The organism is Nostoc sp. CmiVER01, from assembly GCF_034531135.2.
Taxonomy (GTDB): domain Bacteria; phylum Cyanobacteriota; class Cyanobacteriia; order Cyanobacteriales; family Nostocaceae; genus Nostoc.
This window is the reverse complement of the sequence record NZ_JAVRBU020000023.1, coordinates 61,603-82,244: the sequence shown is the minus strand read 5'-3', so window position 1 is coordinate 82,244 and position 20,642 is coordinate 61,603. Positions and strand designations below refer to the sequence as shown.

General features: G+C 42.5%; 14 protein-coding genes and 1 pseudogene. 2 read left to right on the top strand and 13 right to left on the bottom strand.

The features are described 5' to 3' along the window. Positions 1–52 precede the first annotated feature (52 nt). The 6 genes from RMZ43_RS31250 to RMZ43_RS31225 all read right to left on the bottom strand — a co-directional run bounded on the left by RMZ43_RS31250 (position 53) and on the right by RMZ43_RS31225 (position 7,521). Positions 53–1,501: a cytochrome P450 gene (locus tag RMZ43_RS31250; protein WP_322649108.1), complete on the bottom strand. Its 1,449-nt coding sequence runs from the start codon at positions 1,499–1,501 to the stop codon at positions 53–55. 110 nt (positions 1,502–1,611) lie between these two features. Next, entirely contained in the window at positions 1,612–3,249 is a 1,638-nt protein-coding gene (locus tag RMZ43_RS31245) for an NAD(P)/FAD-dependent oxidoreductase (protein ID WP_322649107.1), read from the bottom strand. 412 nt (positions 3,250–3,661) lie between these two features. Then, positions 3,662–4,375 carry a helix-turn-helix transcriptional regulator gene (locus tag RMZ43_RS31240; protein ID WP_322652177.1) on the bottom strand — a complete coding sequence of 238 codons (714 nt, stop codon included), beginning with the start codon at positions 4,373–4,375 and terminating at the stop codon, positions 3,662–3,664. A gap of 42 nt (positions 4,376–4,417) precedes the next feature. Beyond that, the gene (locus RMZ43_RS31235) at positions 4,418–5,137 is read right to left on the bottom strand and encodes a DevA family ABC transporter ATP-binding protein (protein ID WP_322649105.1); all 720 of its coding nucleotides are present in this window, start codon (positions 5,135–5,137) and stop codon (positions 4,418–4,420) included. A 9-nt stretch (positions 5,138–5,146) separates the two neighbouring features. Next, on the bottom strand, positions 5,147–6,322 hold the full coding sequence (gene devC, locus RMZ43_RS31230; RefSeq protein ID WP_322649104.1) for an ABC transporter permease DevC: 1,176 nt from the start codon (positions 6,320–6,322) through the stop codon (positions 5,147–5,149). Next, on the bottom strand, positions 6,319–7,521 hold the full coding sequence (locus RMZ43_RS31225; protein WP_322649103.1) for an ABC exporter membrane fusion protein: 1,203 nt from the start codon (positions 7,519–7,521) through the stop codon (positions 6,319–6,321). Before RMZ43_RS31225 ends, devC begins: the two co-directional genes overlap by 4 nt. Positions 7,522–8,116: 595 nt before the next feature. On the opposite strand from RMZ43_RS31225, the pseudogene RMZ43_RS31220 reads away from it, so the two are divergent. After that, positions 8,117–8,281, top strand: a pseudogene (locus tag RMZ43_RS31220) (ISAzo13 family transposase); the annotation flags it as partial. A 242-nt stretch (positions 8,282–8,523) separates the two neighbouring features. Here RMZ43_RS31220 and RMZ43_RS31215 read toward each other — a convergent pair. Further along, complete coding sequence (locus tag RMZ43_RS31215; RefSeq protein WP_322649102.1) at positions 8,524–9,870, bottom strand: multicopper oxidase family protein; 1,347 nt, start codon at positions 9,868–9,870, stop codon at positions 8,524–8,526. Between the two features lie 163 nt (positions 9,871–10,033). Between RMZ43_RS31215 and RMZ43_RS31210 the strand changes: the two genes are divergently transcribed. After that, positions 10,034–10,165, top strand: coding sequence for a hypothetical protein (locus RMZ43_RS31210; RefSeq protein ID WP_322655654.1), 132 nt, complete (start codon positions 10,034–10,036; stop codon positions 10,163–10,165). Positions 10,166–10,323: 158 nt separating this feature from the next. Here RMZ43_RS31210 and RMZ43_RS31205 read toward each other — a convergent pair whose 3' ends face one another. The 6 genes from RMZ43_RS31205 to glgX all read right to left on the bottom strand — a co-directional run bounded on the left by RMZ43_RS31205 (position 10,324) and on the right by glgX (position 20,630). Then, complete coding sequence (locus RMZ43_RS31205; protein ID WP_322649100.1) at positions 10,324–11,379, bottom strand: hypothetical protein; 1,056 nt, start codon at positions 11,377–11,379, stop codon at positions 10,324–10,326. Positions 11,380–11,418: 39 nt separating this feature from the next. Continuing rightward, positions 11,419–12,630: an MFS transporter gene (locus RMZ43_RS31200; protein WP_322649099.1), complete on the bottom strand. Its 1,212-nt coding sequence runs from the start codon at positions 12,628–12,630 to the stop codon at positions 11,419–11,421. A gap of 90 nt (positions 12,631–12,720) precedes the next feature. Then, entirely contained in the window at positions 12,721–14,115 is a 1,395-nt protein-coding gene (locus RMZ43_RS31195) for an ATP-binding protein (protein WP_322649098.1), read from the bottom strand. A gap of 118 nt (positions 14,116–14,233) precedes the next feature. Beyond that, the gene (locus RMZ43_RS31190) at positions 14,234–15,889 is read right to left on the bottom strand and encodes an FAD-dependent oxidoreductase (RefSeq protein WP_322649097.1); all 1,656 of its coding nucleotides are present in this window, start codon (positions 15,887–15,889) and stop codon (positions 14,234–14,236) included. Positions 15,890–16,292: 403 nt separating this feature from the next. Continuing rightward, on the bottom strand, positions 16,293–18,467 hold the full coding sequence (locus RMZ43_RS31185) for an AGE family epimerase/isomerase (protein WP_322655655.1): 2,175 nt from the start codon (positions 18,465–18,467) through the stop codon (positions 16,293–16,295). A 33-nt stretch (positions 18,468–18,500) separates the two neighbouring features. Next, positions 18,501–20,630, bottom strand: coding sequence for a glycogen debranching protein GlgX (glgX, locus tag RMZ43_RS31180; RefSeq protein WP_322649095.1), 2,130 nt, complete (start codon positions 20,628–20,630; stop codon positions 18,501–18,503). Positions 20,631–20,642 lie beyond the last annotated feature (12 nt).

The following is a 20,642-nucleotide window of genomic DNA, read 5'->3' as shown; positions in this document are numbered from 1 at the left end:
TACCTCTAAATATTGTTTGCTGTTTTTGATTGTGATTTGCGATCGCTCTTAATTAAATACGCGGCTTGATGATAATTTGAAAACTCTCCGGCATTAAAATAGCTCCTGCTGTACCTTCAAAATTCAATTTTTCTCCTGGAGCTTTTTCAAAGCTGCATTTCTGCATTAAACTAGCAATGAAAGTGAATAGCTCAAGCCGTCCTAAATACTCTCCGAAACAGCGACGTTTTCCAATTCCAAATGGGTAATATTTATCTAGCAAATCTTCTCTAACTTCTCCTGTATCAGTGAGAAATCGATATGGGTTGAATTTTTCAGGCTCATGCCAAAAACGCTCATCACGGGTCAAGCTATAAAGATTAACGAACACAGGCGTATCTTTGGGAATGAAGTGACCATTGATAGTGGTATCAATTGTAGTAGCGCTTGGGAGAGCCAGAGGGAAGGAATGAGCATGTCGTAGCATTTCATGAATGCAAGCTTCTGTAAATGGCAATTTTTTGCGATCGGCCATGCATACTTGTCGGTCTCTACCCACTACTGTATCTAGTTCTTGGTGGACTTTCGTCTGAATATCTGGGTCAGCAATCATATATAACATTGCCCAACGAATTAGGGGCGCAATAGGTAGTAATCCTGTACCCATCATTTCTTGCGGTGTTCCTTCCACAATCACCTTTTCGGTAAGACCCAAGGTTTGCTTGTCGAACTCATCTAACTCATTAGTGGCTTTAATGAGCGCATCTACCATACTTCTAAGATTTTCGGGGTCGTATGAGTCTCGATACTCTTTTAACTTCTTTAAAACTAATCTTTCCAGCGTATTCAGCGCGTTATGCCACTTTGATAACCCTTGTCCAAAATTTTCAAAAAATATACGAGTCTGTGGTATAAAATCAGCTAATAAAGTACCCGCAGTATTTTGCGGAAAATCCTCAGCTAATTTGACAAAGGCAATAAAATCTTGATCGTCACGACTGCATTTTTCTCCAAACAAAATCTGAAGCATAACATTCGCAACGGAGAGATTTACCTCTATCTCGGGATTGAAAGGTTGACCTTGATAGCTCAAGAGAATATTTACTAATTCAGCTGCTTCCTCCATCACTTGCTGTTCAATGGAGCTTACTTTACTTGTAACGAATTTATGCAGAGCGTTAGTAGTAATTTCCCGATGCCTTTTCCATAGCAAACCATAATCCCTACCACCAATAGCCCTACCTCTAACTGCATTCTTGAGAGTGTAAAAGTTTGGTCTACCAGCAAAATCCCCTTGTTGTTTTAATAAAGCCTCTTTAATTGTTTCAAGTCCATTGAGTACAACAATAGTTTGAGAAAAAATACGTATTTGAAAGACATTGCCGTACTGTTTTGCTAGATGAGTGAATGTTTGATATGGATATTTACCCATGATTGGCAAGTTCCCAATGATGGGTAAACCACGCGGGCCTGGAAGTGGAGTATTTATTGTTGGGGTAGAAGGTCTTGATTGCAATAGCATAGTAATCTCTTTTATTTGTGTTGCTGTTGTCTCAATTCTTTAAAACACATTGCACATTATTTGTCCTCTCTGTAGTCTCTCCAAATATTGGAGAGACTTTTCTAACCCGTCTATACAGGTTGTGGTACTTTAATATCAAAAAACTCTTTAAGCAAGGCTAAGGGAATATCATCTGCACCTGAAGAAACTAATGGTTTGATTGGTTCTGGATACGCACGGAAATCAACATGTCGTGCTTGAGGATTTCCCCAAGGGTAAACTGATTGCGGTAACATATCAGATTGCTTGAGAAGAGAGAGCATCTGATTAGCAGCTTCTTCTACAGGAATTTCTCCTGCATCAACCTTATCTAATAACACTTCGTAACTATCTAAAACAGTTTGGAAAGTCTCAGCAAAGGGAGCTTTAGCCATAGGATAAGGCTCTTCTTGGTCAAGCTCTATAAAAGGTGATGAACTACTACTAGCTATAGATTTTAAGCAACTACGGAACAGATAGACATCACTAAGAATTAGGTAAGCTAACCAAAGTTGAGTCATTGCATTCCATAGTGGAAAGTGCGACATTGAACGGAAAGTGTTATAAAGTATCTGGTCGTTGTGATCAATTTTTGTTGCTAGCAATTTTTCTACATGGGTAAAGCGCTCAACACTGAAGTCATCATCTTTTAACGCCTCTAATAATCGACCTGCTAGAGAATGAACAGTTTCAAAGGTGCTGATAAAACCTCTTGAGTATAAAGGATCAATAAAACCATAAGAATGGCTCAACAGAGCATAACGATGTCCTACCGCATCTGTAGATGAGTATTGAATCCTATCAGTACTGACCCATTTACGTACTGGTTTCAGGTCTTTAAGATGTTTAGCAATGCTTGGGAACTGCTCGATAATACTGTAGAATTCTTGTTCTGGGTCTATGTCTTTTTTCGGATACTTATAGCCATTGAGCATTAAGCCAACACTGCACAGAGAGCTTTCCGAAAGACTGTGATTGTCAAAGGGAATGACCCATATCCAGCCCCCATCAAAGACATGATGTAATGTTCCTTCTTGCCATTTACAACTTTGTCCTGGCAAGTCTTCTTGGGGTATACAATCATCATAGCCTGGTAAATTAGCTACATGGGTAAAGATACCGCGAGTGTTGGTTCTTAAACGAGTTGGGTTTTCGCGGAGATTGAATTTTTCAGCTACTAGAGAACGGAAACCGGAGCCATCGACTAAAAAGCGAGCAGAATATTCTTCTCCATCTTTGATTCGTACTTGTACGCCATCTTCTTGAAAGTCAATGTCTTGTACTTCAGTCAAGTCATGATATTCAACGCCATAATTGATAGCTACTTTCAACATGTAATGGTCAACATCTGGGCGGAAGAGGTGGCTTTCAGATATCAAAGAAGAAGATGGCGAAATCAGTTGATGTGCTTCATCTGGATTTTGTTTCTCGCCTTGTTTATGGTAAACAAACCCAAGTAAACGTTTTACGCCGCAACCGGATGATACGTATTGCTGGATTGTTTCAACTTGAGTTAAATTTTTAAGTTCTGGTATACCAAAACGTTCTGCAACAATCCACATCCACAATGCACTTTCAGGCAACATGGCTTCACCAATTGCAAACCGAGGATGAGTACCTTTTTCGAGTAGCAATACGCTAAAACCATTTTTAGCTAAAATACTAGCCAGGGTTGTTCCAGCAATCCCTGCTCCGAGAATAATAGTGTCAAAATGTTTGTTTTTTTTCATGATCTCTTGAGTTTTCAATTGACTAGATTTGTTGCGGATTAATGTATTGGAATAAGAACGTAAATTCTGTTTTTTTGATTGCGAATGCTTGCGATTAAAAAGCAAAGCATTAAAAGTTATGCAGCAACTGTTTACGTCTTAAGTGTGTTGTTTTAGGAGAAAGCCAAGTGTTTTCTTTTCACAGTTCAAGTTTATAGTGTCTTAAAGGATAGTTGCAATAATCATTTTTTTGATTAATTGAACAATTATTTTGATTTCATTAAACATAACAGTATATTTTTATTTCAAAAATTAAAGAACGTAAGTTTATGTCTATGCTTTAAAAACAAAAAATGGCTGAAAGTAAAGATTGCAGCCATTGTAAAAATTGAATTTCATACATTGCAATTTCATAAAATATACGTGATACCGCTTAAATTGCCTGAAATTTATAATGCAATAACCATTCTTTTGATTGAGATATTAATTGTTTAGCATTAATTGCTTTTGGACTAAGATAACGGCGGCATATTGTTCTCCAAATATGAGGTGTTTTGCCATTTATCTGGCGAAATTGACGACAGAAGGTAGTTGTATTTTGATAACCTAAGCTCAGAGAGATTTGATTTAAATTTTGGTCTGTTTCTAATAACAAAAGGTATGCTTCTGCCATCCGTCGATGAGTAATCCATCGGTAAAGACTTTTACCAGTTTGTAGTCGTACCAAGTTAGTAAGATAAGCTGGAGAGTAACCAACTACTTGTGCTACATCGTCAAGGGTAATTGGTTGATTATAATTTGCTTCAATAAAGTCAAAGACTTCTTTGAGCAAGAGAACAGACTGATAATTTGACTGCTGAGTTGTCCTGTTAGCAGTATTAATAGGTAATGGCTCTAAAACTTGTTGAGCGTAAGCCTCAAAATCTTGTTTCAGGAGAGTCTGTTTTTCGAGTTTGGTAGCAATTAATGCCAATAATTTTCTTAAATTACACGACTGAATTTGAGAATCATTCACTTCTAGATCAATATTTTTGTGAGTTTCAACCTGAGCTACCTTAGTAGTAAAAAAAATGAAGGGGATAGTCGCTTTGAGAATATCTTGATAAAGCGTAGTTAGGACATGGAAATCATCAAATTCTGCGATCATAATTTTAGAAGTTATTTAGAGTTACTTTTTTGTGAGTGATCTTCAACGGTGAGACATTTCAATATTTGATATCTGCGTTGAGTTATTTACTAGTTTGCCGTCTTCCATTTGGACAATCCGATCTGCAACATCCAAAATTCGGTTGTCGTGGGTAACAATGAGGATAGTACAGCTTTGTTCCTTTGCTAGCTGCTGCATGAGGTTAACGACATCTCGACCAGATTTACTATCGAGGGCAGCAGTTGGTTCGTCAGCTAGAACAATTTTAGGATGGCTTACCAAAGCACGGGCGATCGCAACTCGTTGCTTTTGCCCACCTGAAAGATCGTCAGGATAGTAATTTATCCGATGCTCTAATCCTACCTGCTCCAGCATTTGTGCTGCTCGCCGTTGCATTCGTTTTGAAGAAATATTTTTGTGCAATTCTAAGCCCATTTTGACGTTCTGGAGTGCCGTTAGACTACCATGCAGATTGTGAGCTTGGAAAATATAGCCGTTGTTACGTCGCACCTGTACCAATTCTGCTGGACTGGCATGACACAATTCTTTTCCTAAAACCTGTAGACTTCCTGATTGAGCAGAGCGCAATCCACCAGCTAAGGTGAGCAGTGTAGTTTTACCAGAACCAGAAGGCCCGGTCATAATCACAATTTCGCCCGCATGAATTTCTAAATTGATGTCGAATAAGACTTGTTTGCGGAGTTGACCTTGACCAAAGAAGTGATCGAGATTGTGGATGGAAATGACTGGCTTATTAAACATGGTGTATACCTAAAACATGTCAGCAGGGTCAGCAGATTGAAGTTTACGGGTAGCGATCGCTCCTGAAATAGTACACATGACTAATGTTAGTAGCAGTACAAATACTCCTCTTAACAACGGCATAGATAATGGCAAGTTAGTGGCATTACGAACCAAATGATAAAGTCCTATAGCAATTGATGCACCAGGTATAAATCCCAATACTGCCAGAATCAACGCCTCTTCAAATACGACTCCTAACAAGTAAAAAGTACGATAACCCATTGCTTTAAATGTTGCATATTCCTTGATGTGGGCATTTACATCAGTGGAAAGAACCTGATAAACAATCACGATACCAACTATAAACCCGACTACAGTTCCGAGTCCAAAGATAAAACCAATCGGTCTATTTTTGGCTTCGTAATCTTTTGCAGAGTCAATAAATTCTTCAAGTGTTAGCACTTGAACATCTTTAGGCAAGTAAGCTTTTAATGCAGCTGTAACTTGTACTGGATCATTATCTGGTTTGAACTGAATCAATCCCAAACTAACCGCCCCAGCCTGTCGTTGAGGAAATAACCGCAAAAAGCTCTGATCGCTGGTAATCAAAGTGCCATCGGTAGAGAAGGAAGCACCAACTTGAAACAGTCCACTAATAGTAACAGTACGTCGCTCAATTTCAGTCTTGACAGTTTTACCCTGTTCAATTTTGGCAATAATCTCTTTGTAGTCTCCTCTAGATGTGCGGTCAAATAAAACCGTATCTGACAATTTGATACTTTTTAAATTCTGGTTAACCTCTGGCAAATCAACAGTAACACGCTCTGGATTTATACCTACTACCAGCATAGAGGTCTTGCGCTGGGTTTGGGGATTCTTCCAATCTATGAAGTTGATATACAAAGGCTGGGCTGATTTCACTCCAGGCACATCCATTGCTTGATAAAGCCGCCGCCGGGGAATAGTGCCTATATTTGCTAAGTCGCGGGCTTGAGGGCTGATTAGTACAGCATCAGCCTTTAATTTGCGGTGGAGCAAAACGCTGGTATCAAACAGCGCATTCATAAAACCGAGTTGCATGAACATCAGTATATCTGCAAAAGCAATGCCCGACAGTGCCACGAACAGACGGCTTTTTTCATGATTCAGTTGCAACCATCCTAGAGGTGTTCGCTGTTGTAATTGTTGGATTAAACCTTTCATATATCAATCACCACCGTCACTTGAAGATTCGTTAGCTGTGCTACTTTCTTACTTGATACGGGATCGAGACGCACCCAAACCTCAATCACACGAGCATCAGTGTTGGCGGCTGGGTCGGCATGAATCACGTTTTGCCGAACTACACTTAAACCAATCCGCTCTACCGTCCCTTGCAGTTGTTCTGGTAGAGAATCACTGACCACTTTGGCTCGTTGGCCTGGATGAACTTTGCTGATATCACTTTGGTAAACTTCAGCAACCGCATACATCTGTCCTGTTTTGCCGAACTCTATAATTCCTTTATCAGAAACCCGTTCACTGGGATAAGTGTGAATTTTAAGCACTCTTCCTGTCTGTAGCGCTTTTACGTAAGCCTGTTCTAAATCTGTCTGGGCTTTTTGAACTGCAACCTTAGCACTACTAACTTTTGCGGCTGCAACCTCGACATCTACTGGACGTACTTCAGCAATTTGTTTCAGCGTGGCTTTGGCTTCATTGAGTTGTTGTTTTTGTCCTGATTGAATGCGCTTTAAATTTGCTCTGGCTTCCTGCAATTGCTCTTGAGCAGTTTCAAAATTAAGACGTTTGCTATCCTTAAGTGATGCAGAGATAGCTCCTTCCTGATTGAGCATCTGATAGCGCTGATTTTCGACCTGAGCATTCCTGAATTCAGCTTCCAGCCGACCTACCGTAGCAGTTTGGGCTTCTATGTTATTGCGCCGCTCGACTTCCAGACGAGCGATTTGTGCGCGCTGTGCCTCAATTTCTCCAAGTTTTGCGCCTGCTTTAATGCTAGCAAGTTCGGCTTGCGCTATTCGTACCTGTTGTTGGGCTTCTGCTAAAGCAGCTTGAAGACGAGCGCGGCTATCCAAAATGGCAATTACTTGACCTGTTTTTACCGAATCACCTTCTTTGACAAGTAATTGTTCAACTCGGCTACCCTCAGATGAAGTAGGAGCAGAAACTTGAATGACTTCACCGCCAGGATCTAAACGCCCCAAAGCAGTTACTGTCTTGACTTCGGGTATATTGTTAACTTTTACTGTTTGGGTAACACCAGCTTGAGATGACTGAAACCGCCAGAGCATATAGGTTGTAACTCCGCCAACTAAAAAAGTTGTAGCGATTGTCAGAATGGTCAATTGGTGAACCGGAGGTTTTGTAAGAGAGGATTTTTTGACTATTGTATCTTTCACCATAAAGCATTATTTTATTTGAGTTGGGAGTAATCTCAAGTCTGTTTCAATATGGAGTAACAGGCTTTTGAAGTTAAGTTTTGTTAATTTAGCTTGTTATTACTGGTAGTCTCAAGTACTGCCTAAATGAATATTAATTAACTGCACTTGATATGGTTAATAGAGTAATGCGATTGCCGTAAAATAAAACTTGAGTGGGTTGTGGAAAACTGTCTTGATCATGGTTTTAATGAATTGAGGTCTGTAATATTGAGTTTTCCAATTTTGAATAATTTTGTCCAATTAAAATCCGAAAGTTAAGGCGAAACTTAATTAGTCGCTGCTTTCGATAACAAAAGGTTAGGGACGAATAGCACTAAGAAAAGCTCTAAGGTTTACGGGGTAATTGCTACAGCTTTTAATGCTTGCTTCTGCACGAATGGGATGGAGTCCATTGGTGTCGAGTTAAGGGACTTCCAAAAAATAAAACATCCCAGCAAAAGATAATGATAATCATTGTAGGAGAGGGAGAAAGCGGTAGCCGATGGCTGCCGCTTTCTCCCTTTTTGTAGTAAATTCAGTAATAATAATTGAAATTTCGGGTGCAGCAGGGGTGTCTATAGTATTAACTTCTTCACTGAAACAACTATTGAAACAAACAGCATCTCAATTAAAAGGAGCTGCAAAACGCAAATTTCTAGCGTCAACAGTACAGGGTTTAGGTCTAGGAGGGCAGAGACTTGCAGAAATAGAATTGGGCTGGAATCGAGGTACTATCAGTAGATCGAAAAGTTTTCCAGAAGCCTGAAGAGCCGTTCATTTGAGTTTAGGAACATAGTCTGCCGGAATCCTGTTGGAGTCTGCTTTTCAAGGAACGGGCATTGTTGGTGGGTTAAGAGTGCAGTGCAAGCAATCGCGATCGTCAACCCCAAAACGTCGGCTGAAACCCTGATTATTTCGTCAACTTATAAAAGTTTTCGATCTACTGGAGTTTGAAAACACGCCCTAGTATCTTGAAGTGCCAGCCTACGTCACCACCTCGTAGGGCAGCATCATCTCGTTGTCCTCGTGACTGATCATGTGGCAGTGCCAAACGTAGCGCCCAGTAAACGAGTTGCCAAAGGGCAAGTTCGGCGCGGCTTGGGCACCGAAGGGGATGATAAGGCGGGTGACTTCGCCTGGGTAGACTAACACCGTATCTTTCCAGCCTGCCTCGTTCCGTGCAGGTGGTCTTGCAGGACCGATCGCAAATGGTGTAGGGTCAGGTGGTGGGTAGCTAGCTGGTACTGTTGACCCACCCGGTGGTGCGTGGTGCATACGTACTTTACGAGGGCCAGTAGCAAAGTATGCCCTCAGATACTGAGCCGTATCAATCTTTTGCCGATTGAGAATCTGGAAAAAGACTAGATGCAGGTGCATTGGGTGGGCAACTGGTTGCAGATTAATAATGTTCCATTGCTCCACAGTGTCTACCTTGGGGCGTTCCCTTAGTTCTGGATATTGCTCGGCCTCATCCCAGTAGACGTAGTTTTGTAACACCACCATCAGCTTGTTTTCAACTATGGTTTCCACTAGTGTCAAGAATCGCTGCCGCACGGGTGGAATAGCAATCGGCTTGATTAATGGTTTATGCAGTCGTAGTTTCTGAGGAATGACTTTAGGAGCAGCAGCACCCGCGTTTACCGTGAACTGCATGATTTCTGGCAGAAGTGGTTTTGGAAAGAAGCTGCCCCGACCAAACGGAAACGGTGACACAGCATCATTTTGGACGACGATTTTTTCTCCTGGTAGATTCTTAGAGAAGTCAATCAATACATCAGCCCGCTCGCCTGGAGAGAGCAGCAGGCTGGACAATGGCACTGGAGCGTTGAGCATTCCCCCATCAGTACCAATTTGAATGATTGGCTGTTTCGGCGATAGCTTGAGGTTGTAGGTTCGGTCACTTGAGCCATTGACAATCCGGAATCGGTACAAAGTGCGGTCAACATTAAGGTTTGGCCATGCTTTGCCATTGACAGTAGCAACATCACCAATCAACTCCGATTCCCAGCCAGGGGGATGGAATATCGAGCCATCGGCGTTAAATTCCCGGTCTTGTAACACCAGAGGTATCTCATAAGGAGCGCCAGAGGGGAGATTGAGTGGCCCATTACCACCTATGGGATCGTCGATGTCTCTGATTAAGTAGACTCCAGCAAGCCCGGCCAGAACGTTCAACCCAGTGATACCGAGCGCATGGTCGTGATACCACAATGTCGATGCTTCTTGATTGCTGTTGAAGTTGTATACGTAGGTCTGTCCCGGTGTAAACGTGTCTGTTGGGTAACCGTCACTTTGTGGTTCGGTGTTGCTGCCGTGCAAGTGCAACGACATTCGTGGGTTGGTGGCATCGGAGGCAAGTACACCATGCAATGTTGTGTCAAGCCCCACCATCAGAGGGTGATTTCCCACGTTATTAGCCACGGTGAGCTTAAGCGGTACCCCACGTGTGACCTCGATAGTAGGACCGAGGTAAGAAGCACCACCGTAGCCCCATGTGGCTCCTGCCCCTAAACTGCTGTGGAATGAGTGTGTACTTGGGGCGATCGCTAATATACTCGGTGGTGAACCCGCAAACGGAGTCGGCAAAGGCTCGGTAAATTTAGTTATTGGTGGCGAGGCGGCATAAGTTCTCTTTGATTGGAACATCGTAGGAATGAGAAGTCCTGCTCCCAACCCAGCACTCGCTGCTATAAAGTGTCTTCTACTTAACATTGCTATTTTATCTCTCATTGTGTAAGGAAAACCTGCGCGTTTTTTGCTCTCTGCTTGCGTTCCAACCTACGCCTAAATCACCAAATTGTTTCCAGAGGTGAGAGTCACATTGTCAACTAATAATCCAGAATCAACAGTGCGATCGCCCACATCTACAACTCCGATTCCTAAAGAGTATTGTCCGGTGGTTGGTATTGTAAAAGAAAAAGTTTGAAAGCCACTTTCTTGGCTAAATGGTGTTCTAGAAGTCATTAATAATGAGGATGTCGCGTTAGCCAAAGCCGATACAGAATCGATAGAGACGAAAGCGAAATCATTAAAAATGCCTGGAAGTTGCGGAATATCAATATTATGAAGGAAATTCCAATCGAAACTTAAGATGTCTCCAGCCTTTGCCGTGAATGTTTGTTGAATAGCGGAACCTTCAGTAGCTTCATTAATACCAGTACTTTGTTTAGCAATCTGATCGAGGCTTCCAGAATCTAACCCTAAAAATTCTTCTAAAATGGAGTCAGCAAATGTGGCTCCTCCAGTTGACAACAAAGCCTCAAAACCACCCTCGGTGGGACTACTCCCAAATGCTGATGTCTGAATACTAGATTCACCTAATGTTGTCCAGCCAGCAAAATTACCAGTTTCAAAACCACCGTTCAGGAGTGTTGAATTGGTAGGAGAAGTAGGTAAAGTAAAGGTCTTTAATGAAAGTGTATATTGACCCGATTCAAAATGGTTACCTGTAAGGTTAATATCCCTTAAACCACTCACGGCCAAATCTAGATTCCCACTAGCTGGTACTATTCCTGTGATTACGGGTAGAACACTTCTGTCAGATTGGTCATCGTTCACTTGGATATTACCAGAGTCGTTAACCCATCCCAGAAGTGGATCAAATGTGTTTGATTTTACCTGTGCAATAAAGAGATTTCCAGCTTGAAGATGTGAAAATTTAAAAAAGTCAACGTCATTATTTTCAATCTTGCCATTTACATTTCTGATATTACATGGGATCAATTGGCTCTGATCGAAAGAATTATTCGGTTCCTGATCAAATACTCTTGAAAGCAAACCTTTGAGAGATTTTGGTGAGGTACTGCCAGTCAAGGCTGAGATTTTGGATGTGATTGTCATAAATACTTTGTCCTTATATTGAAATTGTATTTAGTAGCCTTAGGTGGGAGTAGTTGACTCCATACAATTGCAACGCCTAAATATTAAAAACGTGGCAATTGCAAAAATTGCACCTGCATAAAAAACACTACTGATTCCCCAGATACCAAAAACTGCCCCCATTAATAGAGGCCCCAAAGTTTGCCCAAATCCTAGAAATGTCCCGTTGATTGACATAACCGCAGCTAAATATTCTCTGGGGGTCAACTCTGCTAACAGAGTTTGAATACTAGGAAAGCCAATGCCAAGGCCTAGTCCAAAAATCATTGTAGGGATTAATAATAGCCAAAGGCTGTGAATCAAGGGAACTATGACTAGAGCTACAGCAAAGAGAAGAAATGAAATTTTGATTAAATCTCTTTTTGAAAATTTCCTTGCCAACCTTCCAAATTGTGATGAAGTGAGCGTAATTGTGGCAGACATACTTGAGAGAATAATGCCAATAATCAAAGCTGACACATTAAATGAATTGCTGATGAGAATTGGGATATAAGTTATATAAGCACCATAAAGGAGCATGAAAGTTGCAACCGTACTCACAAAAAGCCCAACAAATTGCCGATTCTTAAAATTGCCTAGCGCATTTCTGAGATACTCTGTAAACTTCTGCTGACTTTTCGGTTCAGGGCTTTTGAGCGAGAATAACACAAGCAGTCCTATAGGAATGGCCAATACGGGAAGCATAAACGGATAATGCCACCCTAATACAGCGATCGCTCCACCAATCGTGGGATAACTTGCCGTACCTATACTACCTACACTGGCGTTATAACCCATAGCATTGGTGCGCTCTTTACCTGAATAAATATCGCCAATCAGGGTTACATTGAGGGAGTTTAAGGAAGCCGCACCAATTCCTTGGAGAAAACGTAATACTAATAATAAGTTGAAATCATGAGCAAACCCGCATCCTACTCCGGCAATCCCAAATAGCATGAGCGAGGGAACAAGTATTTTTTTTCTACCAAATCGATCTGCAAGCACACCAAGAATAGGCGTTAATACAATACTAGGAAAAGTAAATACTGTGATTAGTAGCCCAATTTCTTGAGGTGATACATTCAGTTCTTTCGCTATCTTTGGAAAAACCGGATTAATACTAGAAACTCCTAAAACACCCATCAAAGTAATGCCAAAAATAATCAGAAGATTTTTATCTAAATAGACTGGCTTACGGCTCTTACCCCCAGTGATTTCTACGGCTGAATTCATGATAGTAAACCTTCCTTTTTTTGATTAGATAAACAAAAAATTGTGGTAAGTATTCAGGAGCCATAATTCATGTTAATTAAACCAGTATCTTTAAGTAAATTTGATTCCGGCAATAGGTAAACGAACATGAAGGCTGGTGTTCCCTGGCTCTGAAAAGCAACGAATGTCTCCGTTATGCTGACCCACCACAATTCGATAAGAAATCTCCAGACCTAGCCCTGTCCCAACACCAACTTTTTTTGTTGTGAAGAACGGCTCAAAGATGCGGCCTTGAATCTCAGGGGGAATTCCTGATCCGTTATCTGCAATTTCTACTAGAACAGAATCTTTCTCCAACAATGTCCGCACCCAAATTGTGCCTCCCTCGCTCAAGGCATCGATCGCGTTGTCAATCAGGTTCGTCCATACTTGATTGAGCGCACTCCCGTTAGCCTGAATGGTTGGTAGTTCAGGATAGTACTCGCGTATGACTTTGACACGGTGCTTTTTGAGCTTATGGCTCAAAATTGTCAATGTGTTTTCAAGACCTTGATGCAAATCTACATTCTGTAGCGCAGACTGATCCATGTATGAGTAAGCCTTGACAGCCTTGACTAAATCGTATACGCGCTCAATAGCTTGCTCAAGCACGTTTAATACACTTGAGACAGTCAGGGTTGCTTCTAGCCAAGACAGCATATCGGTGAGTGTATGGCTGGCAATCTGGTCACCGATTGCTTGTAACTGTTCAGTTTTAATCCCTGCGCCAACCAAGACAGCAGCGAATTTCCACCCATCATTCACACCATGTTCATCCAGCCAGCCTGCTAGTTCATCTTCGTCATCCATCTGAGCTAAGGGATCTGAAGAGAATGGGGTTGCAGCATACTCAATGGCATTGCTTTTTAGCTGCAAAAGGTATTCTAGTTGAGTCGGTGCCAGGCGTTGGTCGATACACCTCAGAGCGAGGGACTGGAGAACCTGCATCGTATCGCGCAGTTGTAGAGCGGCTCGATGTGCTGCTGATGCTGGGTTATTCAATTCATGAGCTAGACCTGCGGCTAGAGTCCCCAAAGCAATCAGCTTTTCATGTTGTTGAGATAACATCCGAAACTCTTGGACGCGAATTGCCATACAACCAAGGACATTTTTTCTCACACATGGATGGGCCATGAGCATTTGCCAAAAAACATCCTCTGGTATGCAGTACAAGTGGCTTCTATGTACTGCTTGGCCGCTTCCTAAATGGTGCATACCTGCAAGAATAGGTAATTCACCAAAGAACATCCCGGTTTTGAATCTATCTAGAACTATCTGTTGGTTACTAAGATCCAGTAAAATCTGTATTTCGCCTTCAAGTAGGACATAGAAATATTCTGGCGGATCTCCTTGCTGGAAAAGGGTTTGTCCAGGCTCTAACCATACTTCGGTGCCTTTCGACAACCCTTGAAGCTGATCCTCAGTCAGTTCTTGGAATAAAGAAATTTCGCATAACTTCTCAAGCATAGAAAGACCTCATACCAAGTTGCGTTCAAGAATATTAGTTTTGGCAGGTAGGGGAAGGGGTGCAGGGGAGGTAGAGGGAGAAATACTACGTATGATTACAATTTGGTATCAACTCTTTCTACAAAGATGCAAGATATTGATGAATTAATTGAACAGCGATCGCACCTTCGCCGACTGCGGAACCAACTCGTTTCACTGATTGGTGGCGAACGTCACCGGCGGCGAAAATACCTGGTACACTAGTTTCCAGCAGAAAAGGATTGCGCGCTAGTGTCCATCCCTTGGGGCGTTTGCCATCACGGATTAATTCAGACCCAGTTAAAATGAATCCCCGCTCATCACGTTCTAAAATACCATCCAACCATTTGGTATGTGGCAGCGCACCAATAAAGGTGAACAGAGCGCTAGCAGGTAAAGTTTCCATTTCATCTTGTAAGTTTACCAAGGTGAGCGCCTCAAGCTTATCTTCGCCCCAGGCTTTAACAACTTGGGTCAACAACTTGACGTTAATATTCTTCGTCTCTTCGATTTGATCGATTAAATACTTGGACATTGTTTTATGAAGTGACTCTCCACGTACCACAAGCGTCACAGACTGGGCGTATTTCGACAGGTGCATGGCAGCTTGTCCAGCCGAGTTGCCTGCCCCGACAATAAAGACGTTTTCACCTTGGCAAGCAGATGCTTCAGTGATTGCGGCTCCGTAATACACCCCAGCACCCATCAGCTTGTCAATACCAGGTACATCCAGCCGACGATAGGATACGCCAGATGCAATCAGCAGTGTGTGGCAGCTTAACTCTGACCCATCTGAGAGGGTTACAAATCGATACTGACCGTCTACACGCACGTTAGTTACTTCTTGCGGTGCTAGAATCTCTGCGCCAAACTTATGAGTCTGGGCGATCGCTCGTCTGGCGAGTTCTGTTCCGCTCAACCCTGTTGGGAAACCGAGATAATTCTCAATTCGAGAACTAGAACCCGCTTGTCCTCCTGGGGCTTGCCGTTCAATTAAGACAGTGCGTAGTCCTTCGGATGCCCCATAGACCCCTGCGGCTAGACCAGCTGGGCCTGCCCCCACGACAACTAAATCGTAAAAAGGCATTTTGGGGCGTGTCTTTAACCCGATTTTCTCTGCAATTTCGATATTTGTTGGTGCTGCCAGGTGAGAACCATCGAGAAATAACACTATTGGCAGCTGCATAGCATCATAATTAGTACACTGAAGCAAGCAGCGTGCTTCATCTGACTCTATATCCAACCACTGGTAAGGAACGTGATTGCAAGCCAAAAAATCTTTAATTTTATGGGACTTGCAAGACCATCTATGACCAACAACGCGAATGCCGTCAAAGGATGGCAAAAATGATGCCTGCCAAACCTCAAGTAAATCGTTCAGCACAGGGTACAAACGCTCTTGCGGAGGATTCCAAGGCTTCATCAAATAATAATCAATTTTTGCTTTATTGATGGCTCTGATGGCCGCCTCTGTGTCTGCATAAGCTGTAAGTAAGGTGCGTTTTACCTGCGGAAAAAGTTCAATGGCTTGTTCTAAGAACTCCAAGCCAGTCATTTCCGGCATCTGCTGGTCTACAAGCAAAAGTGCCACTGGCTCGTTACGCAATTTTAACTGTTTGAGAGACTCCAGAGCCATTTCGCCTGAATCCGCTCGCAGCACTCGATAGTCACCACCGTATTCTCGCCGTAAATCACGCTCGATCGCCCATAAAACTTGCGGATCATCGTCTATTGTCATTAGTACGGGTTTCGTCATAATTTCCTTCTTCACTGAGTTATGTTCAGTAGATTACAAAGTTCTCTGTTTAGGCTGGGTGTGGGGTGTAGGGTGTATTGAAGATGGTCGTGAATCGAATAGCACTAAGTTAACGGCAAACCCATTGTTTATAAGGCTTTGGGTGTGGGGTGTCGGGTATCGCGTGTAGTAAAGAAAATTAGTGAGTCAGAGATTGATTTGTGTCCGTACTTATATTTACTGTTCTTGATCTTCCCTACACCCCACACCCTACTCCCAACACCCTTGCTAACTAATTAGCCTTTAATAACACCCAACAAGAAGCGAATTTGTCACCTACACCCTGTCTTCTCTTGAAAGAGACGCTACGTGAACACGGAAAAGTTCTCTGCCTACTGATTTTCCTCAATTAGGTTGTGTTCAATTACACGTTGGCCATCTCGATAGCTTCATACTGCTCTAATACAGTAATGCCTTCGCAGAAAGAACTCATCTTGAGGAAATGTAATACGTGTTCAGGCGCACCAACTATATAAATATGCACATCAGCGCCTAACTTCTGTTTAGCGAAAATCAGGGATCTTACACCAGCACTGGATATGCACTTTAAATTATGTAGTAGAAATACCAGCTGTTTGACTGGTTGGGTTTTCACTTTCTCTAACTCTTCCTGAAAACCTGGTACAGCACTGGCATCTAGTACCCCAGTTAAAGAAATTTTGGCAGTACCTCCAGTTACTTCTAACAGAGTGGCGTTGAATGACACCTGAGTAGGCAATAGTCGAACTCGAACTTTGAGATCGTTTTGAGAAGGTGGCAGTTTGACTGTTAGGCTGTTGGCATCAAAGTCAAAGTGCGATCGCCCGTCGATCCATACTTCACCAATCCGCACACTGCCTGGTGGCAAAATATCCGGGGCAACTCTGAGAATGTCATCCTTAAATCCGCCTGGTTTCGGCTTGAAGTAGAGATCCATCGGCTGTTTATTCACCAGTAAGTTAGTATAAACTGTTGCCAAGTAAGCCAACTCAAAGGAGTGATAACCGCTCATTGAGTGGCTACCCTTACCCCGCTCAGTTTTGCCTAAGAGGTAGGGAAGCCCATTGGCTAAAACATTGAAGTAAACTCCTCCCACTTCGGTATCGAGGAAGAAACTATTATAGAAAGCTGCTGATTCACGGGCCAATCTTTGATATTCCTGATTACCAAGGGAGCCAGCCAGGATCAGATAGGCTAAGATAGCCTGTTCTTGCTGCCACCAAGCTTTGCGATCGTGCCAGACATGGCGGTATATTTCTTCTCCTGGTTGTAGTACACGTTCTACTACGTCGTACCACCCTCCACGCTGTTGGTCGCTACCAACTGCTGGCATCATCTTGGCGATTTTTTCAGCTAGGGCGGCATAGTTTTCTTTTGGTCTGAGATGGTGCATCCGCATCAAGTTCCAAGCAATTTTCAGGTTGTGTCCTATTACTGCTCGATTCTGCTGCCATCCCCAGGTTGTATCATAGCTCCAGTCTTGATAAAAACGTTCTTGAACGAAGGGGCTATGCTCGTAATCTGGGAACCGCTTTTCAATCGTGTCAAATGTGTACTCCAGCAAATCGGCGTATTCATCCTGACCTGTGGCTAGCCAAAGATTGATTAAATAAGCTGGGGCGTGATCTCCCACGGAATTCCAGTTCTTTTTCGCGCGGTTATGGCCCAAAGATTCACTGTAGGGACTAAGGGTAATCGGATCGATGTGGGAGAAAAACCCGCCTTTGTCGGTTTGATCGAGGAAATAACGGTTAAACAGATTGACTGTCAACTCAATATCATTCATAATTTGGCGATCGCCAGTTATGCGATAAGTTTGAGTCGGGCCAGCCAGGGCATAAATCTGCTCGTATGCGGGGATAGCGTCATAATCATCCCCAAATTCTGAGGAAAATATTTTCTGTTCACTACCATCTGCCTGAACGTCAATGGCATGATACCAATAGCAAATCCCTTCGCCTTCATCCAGAAAACGCATATGTTGGCGCAGGTACTCAGTCCCTTTTTCAGCCGCTTCTAGATAACGGTCATCGCCAGTCATCATGTAGGCTGTAGCAAAACCATAAACTAGGCGTGAGATAGTATCAGTTTCCTGACGATTAGTCTTTTCCTTAGCACCAACTAAGCTGAGATCGGTACGATATTTGCGATAATCAATTTCGCCGTCATCAAACTGCGATTTGAGATAGAAATTGGCAAGACTGCGAATCTGGTTAACCCACCAGTTTGGCTTTTCAAAAAAGTATTCACTTTCTGTCCGACCCAGAAAGACTATGTGTTTGGCTTCAAACTTGTACTGGTCTGCTTCTGGATAGAAAATACCATAGGCGAAAAGATAGCGATTTGGCACCAGCATTGATTTCATCTGCACAGTGCAATCGTAATAAGGTTCTTCTAGATTACGCACCAGTTCAGCAGAAGTCATTGAGGTCAATGCAACTGAAAAATTCCTACCATCTGAAGTTGTGAGGTCAAAAGTGCCAAAATCACCTTTGTGTGAGTCAAAATTGCTAACATACCCAGCGATGGTATCTGAAAACGAAAAACCTAGATGAGACATAATATTGCTCCAGTGAAAATTGCTTACCTGAATTTATTTGGAAACTAGAACGACCACGCTACGACCTTTCACAAGACAAATGTCACCTGCAACGATAGTTTCTTTCCCTGGTTCGACAATATCCATAGGGGTAGACTCAGCAGTGTCGATAACTTTGTACCATTCCCTATCTAGTAGAAAGGGAAGTTCAAAGTGGAGTTCTTCCCAGTGCATATTGAGCATGACGTGAATATCTGCATTGCCATCAAAGCCCCCCATAGTCAATGCCAGTACTCTGGAATTAGGATCGTTCCAATCTGGGCTAAATAACTTAGTACCGTGCCAAGCAATGTCTGTTAGACCCCGCTCATTAACTTCGCCACTGAAGAAATGACGGCGACGCAAGGTAGGATTGCAATGACATTTGCGGAATTCGATTATCCGTTTGCAGAACCTGAATATATCAGCGTTCTTCTGCACAAGATTCCAATCAAACCAACTAATTTCATTATCTTGGCAATAGGCGTTGTTGTTACCCTTTTGTGTCCGTCTGGCTTCATCACCACCGACAATCATCGGTACGCCTTGAGAAAGGAACAAAATTGCTATGAAATTCTTAATTTGTTGGCGACGTAAGGTATCAATTTCGAGGTTGTCAGTTTCTCCTTCAAAGCCACAATTCCAACTTAAATTTTCATCAATACCATCACGGTTCCCCTCACCATTAGCTTCATTGTGCTTATAGTTGTATGAAACCAAATCATTGAGGGTGAAACCATCGTGGCAAGTAATAAAATTAACGCTATTAATCGGTAGATGTCCGGTTTCTTGATAAAGATCAGCACTTCCGGCAATGCGCGTAGCGACTGCCCCGACTAGCCCTGGATCTCCTTTAACAAAGCTCCGGATGTCGTCACGGAAGCGTCCGTTCCATTCTGCCCACCGATAACCCGGAAAATAGCCAATTTGATAGAGTCCGCCAGCATCCCATGCTTCAGCAATGATTTTGGTGTTAGCTAAGGATTCGGATGTTTCAATGTGCCATATTACTGGCGGATGAACTAGTGCCACTCCATCGTGACCACGCGATAGGATAGATCCTTCATCAAACCGGAAGCCATCAACGTGCATTTCTTTTACCCAGAATTCCAAGCAATCTATAATCAACTTCTCTACCATAGGGTGGTTGCAGTTGACCGTATTGCCACAGCCAGAGTAGTCCATGTAGTATTGCTGGTCAGATGTGACTAGGTGATAGTAGACACTATTATCAAAACCTTTGAAATTGATGGTTGGGCCTTCATGGTTGCCTTCGTCAGTATGATTAAAGACTACATCTAAAATCACCTCAATGCCTGCTTTGTGTAAGGCCTTAACCATATCTCGAAACTCTGTAATTGGGCTGACCTCACAAGGAGAACTACAATAAGAGATTTCAGGGGCAAAGAAACTATGCGGATTATATCCCCAGTAATCTTTCAGTGGTTGACCGTTAACTTCTCGCAGAGTTTGCTTTTCATCAAAGTCAAATATCGGCAGCAGTTCAACAGCTGTGATTCCCAATTCTTGTAAGTAAGGGATTTTCTCAACGATCGCCGAGAATGTACCACTGTGCTGACAGCCTGATGAGGGTGATTTAGTAAATCCGCCAACGTGTACCTCATAAATGATGGTATCACTCATTGGGTAATTGAGGGGGCGATCGCCTTGCCAATCATAATCAGAGATATCAATGACTACACTACGCATTGAGGTACTTACGTTGTCTTTTGATCCCAAAGCGTCAGCACGGTTCCAAACAAAATTGTTAATTCCTTTAGCGTAAGGATCGAGCAGTACCTTATTTTTGTTGAAGCGGTGTCCCCTTCTGTGTAAATCGTTAGGCCCATCAACTCGATAGCCATAGGAAATACCGGGTTTTAACCCTCTTACATAGATATGCCAGATGTAGAAAGTTTTATTCAGCCTGGGGTTTAATTTAATGATTTGTGATGGTTCTGGGTCATCATACTGCTCAAACAACAAAAGTTCAACAGATGTAGCGTTTTCTGAGAAAATCGAAAAGTTTACTCCGTCTTTGTCTGGCGTTGCCCCCAAAGGATTTGCTTTTCCTGGTTCTAATTGGTATTGATTTATTAGCGGTGCAAATTGAATTTCATCTTCTATCGTGGTGATAATAGCCATTTGAGCTTTCCT

What these genes read in the sequence shown, in the direction of transcription:
- RMZ43_RS31205 (WP_322649100.1), bottom strand. Translation starts at nt 11,379, where the DNA reads ATGACAATCACATCCAAAATCTCAGCCTTGACTGGCAGTACCTCACCA.
- RMZ43_RS31250 (WP_322649108.1), bottom strand. Translation starts at nt 1,501, where the DNA reads ATGCTATTGCAATCAAGACCTTCTACCCCAACAATAAATACTCCACTT.
- RMZ43_RS31245 (WP_322649107.1), bottom strand. Translation starts at nt 3,249, where the DNA reads ATGAAAAAAAACAAACATTTTGACACTATTATTCTCGGAGCAGGGATT.
- RMZ43_RS31240 (WP_322652177.1), bottom strand. Translation starts at nt 4,375, where the DNA reads ATGATCGCAGAATTTGATGATTTCCATGTCCTAACTACGCTTTATCAA.
- glgX (WP_322649095.1), bottom strand. Translation starts at nt 20,630, where the DNA reads ATGGCTATTATCACCACGATAGAAGATGAAATTCAATTTGCACCGCTA.
- devC (WP_322649104.1), bottom strand. Translation starts at nt 6,322, where the DNA reads ATGAAAGGTTTAATCCAACAATTACAACAGCGAACACCTCTAGGATGG.
- RMZ43_RS31235 (WP_322649105.1), bottom strand. Translation starts at nt 5,137, where the DNA reads ATGTTTAATAAGCCAGTCATTTCCATCCACAATCTCGATCACTTCTTT.
- RMZ43_RS31190 (WP_322649097.1), bottom strand. Translation starts at nt 15,889, where the DNA reads ATGACGAAACCCGTACTAATGACAATAGACGATGATCCGCAAGTTTTA.
- RMZ43_RS31195 (WP_322649098.1), bottom strand. Translation starts at nt 14,115, where the DNA reads ATGCTTGAGAAGTTATGCGAAATTTCTTTATTCCAAGAACTGACTGAG.
- RMZ43_RS31225 (WP_322649103.1), bottom strand. Translation starts at nt 7,521, where the DNA reads ATGGTGAAAGATACAATAGTCAAAAAATCCTCTCTTACAAAACCTCCG.
- RMZ43_RS31200 (WP_322649099.1), bottom strand. Translation starts at nt 12,630, where the DNA reads ATGAATTCAGCCGTAGAAATCACTGGGGGTAAGAGCCGTAAGCCAGTC.
- RMZ43_RS31185 (WP_322655655.1), bottom strand. Translation starts at nt 18,467, where the DNA reads ATGTCTCATCTAGGTTTTTCGTTTTCAGATACCATCGCTGGGTATGTT.
- RMZ43_RS31215 (WP_322649102.1), bottom strand. Translation starts at nt 9,870, where the DNA reads ATGTCGTTGCACTTGCACGGCAGCAACACCGAACCACAAAGTGACGGT.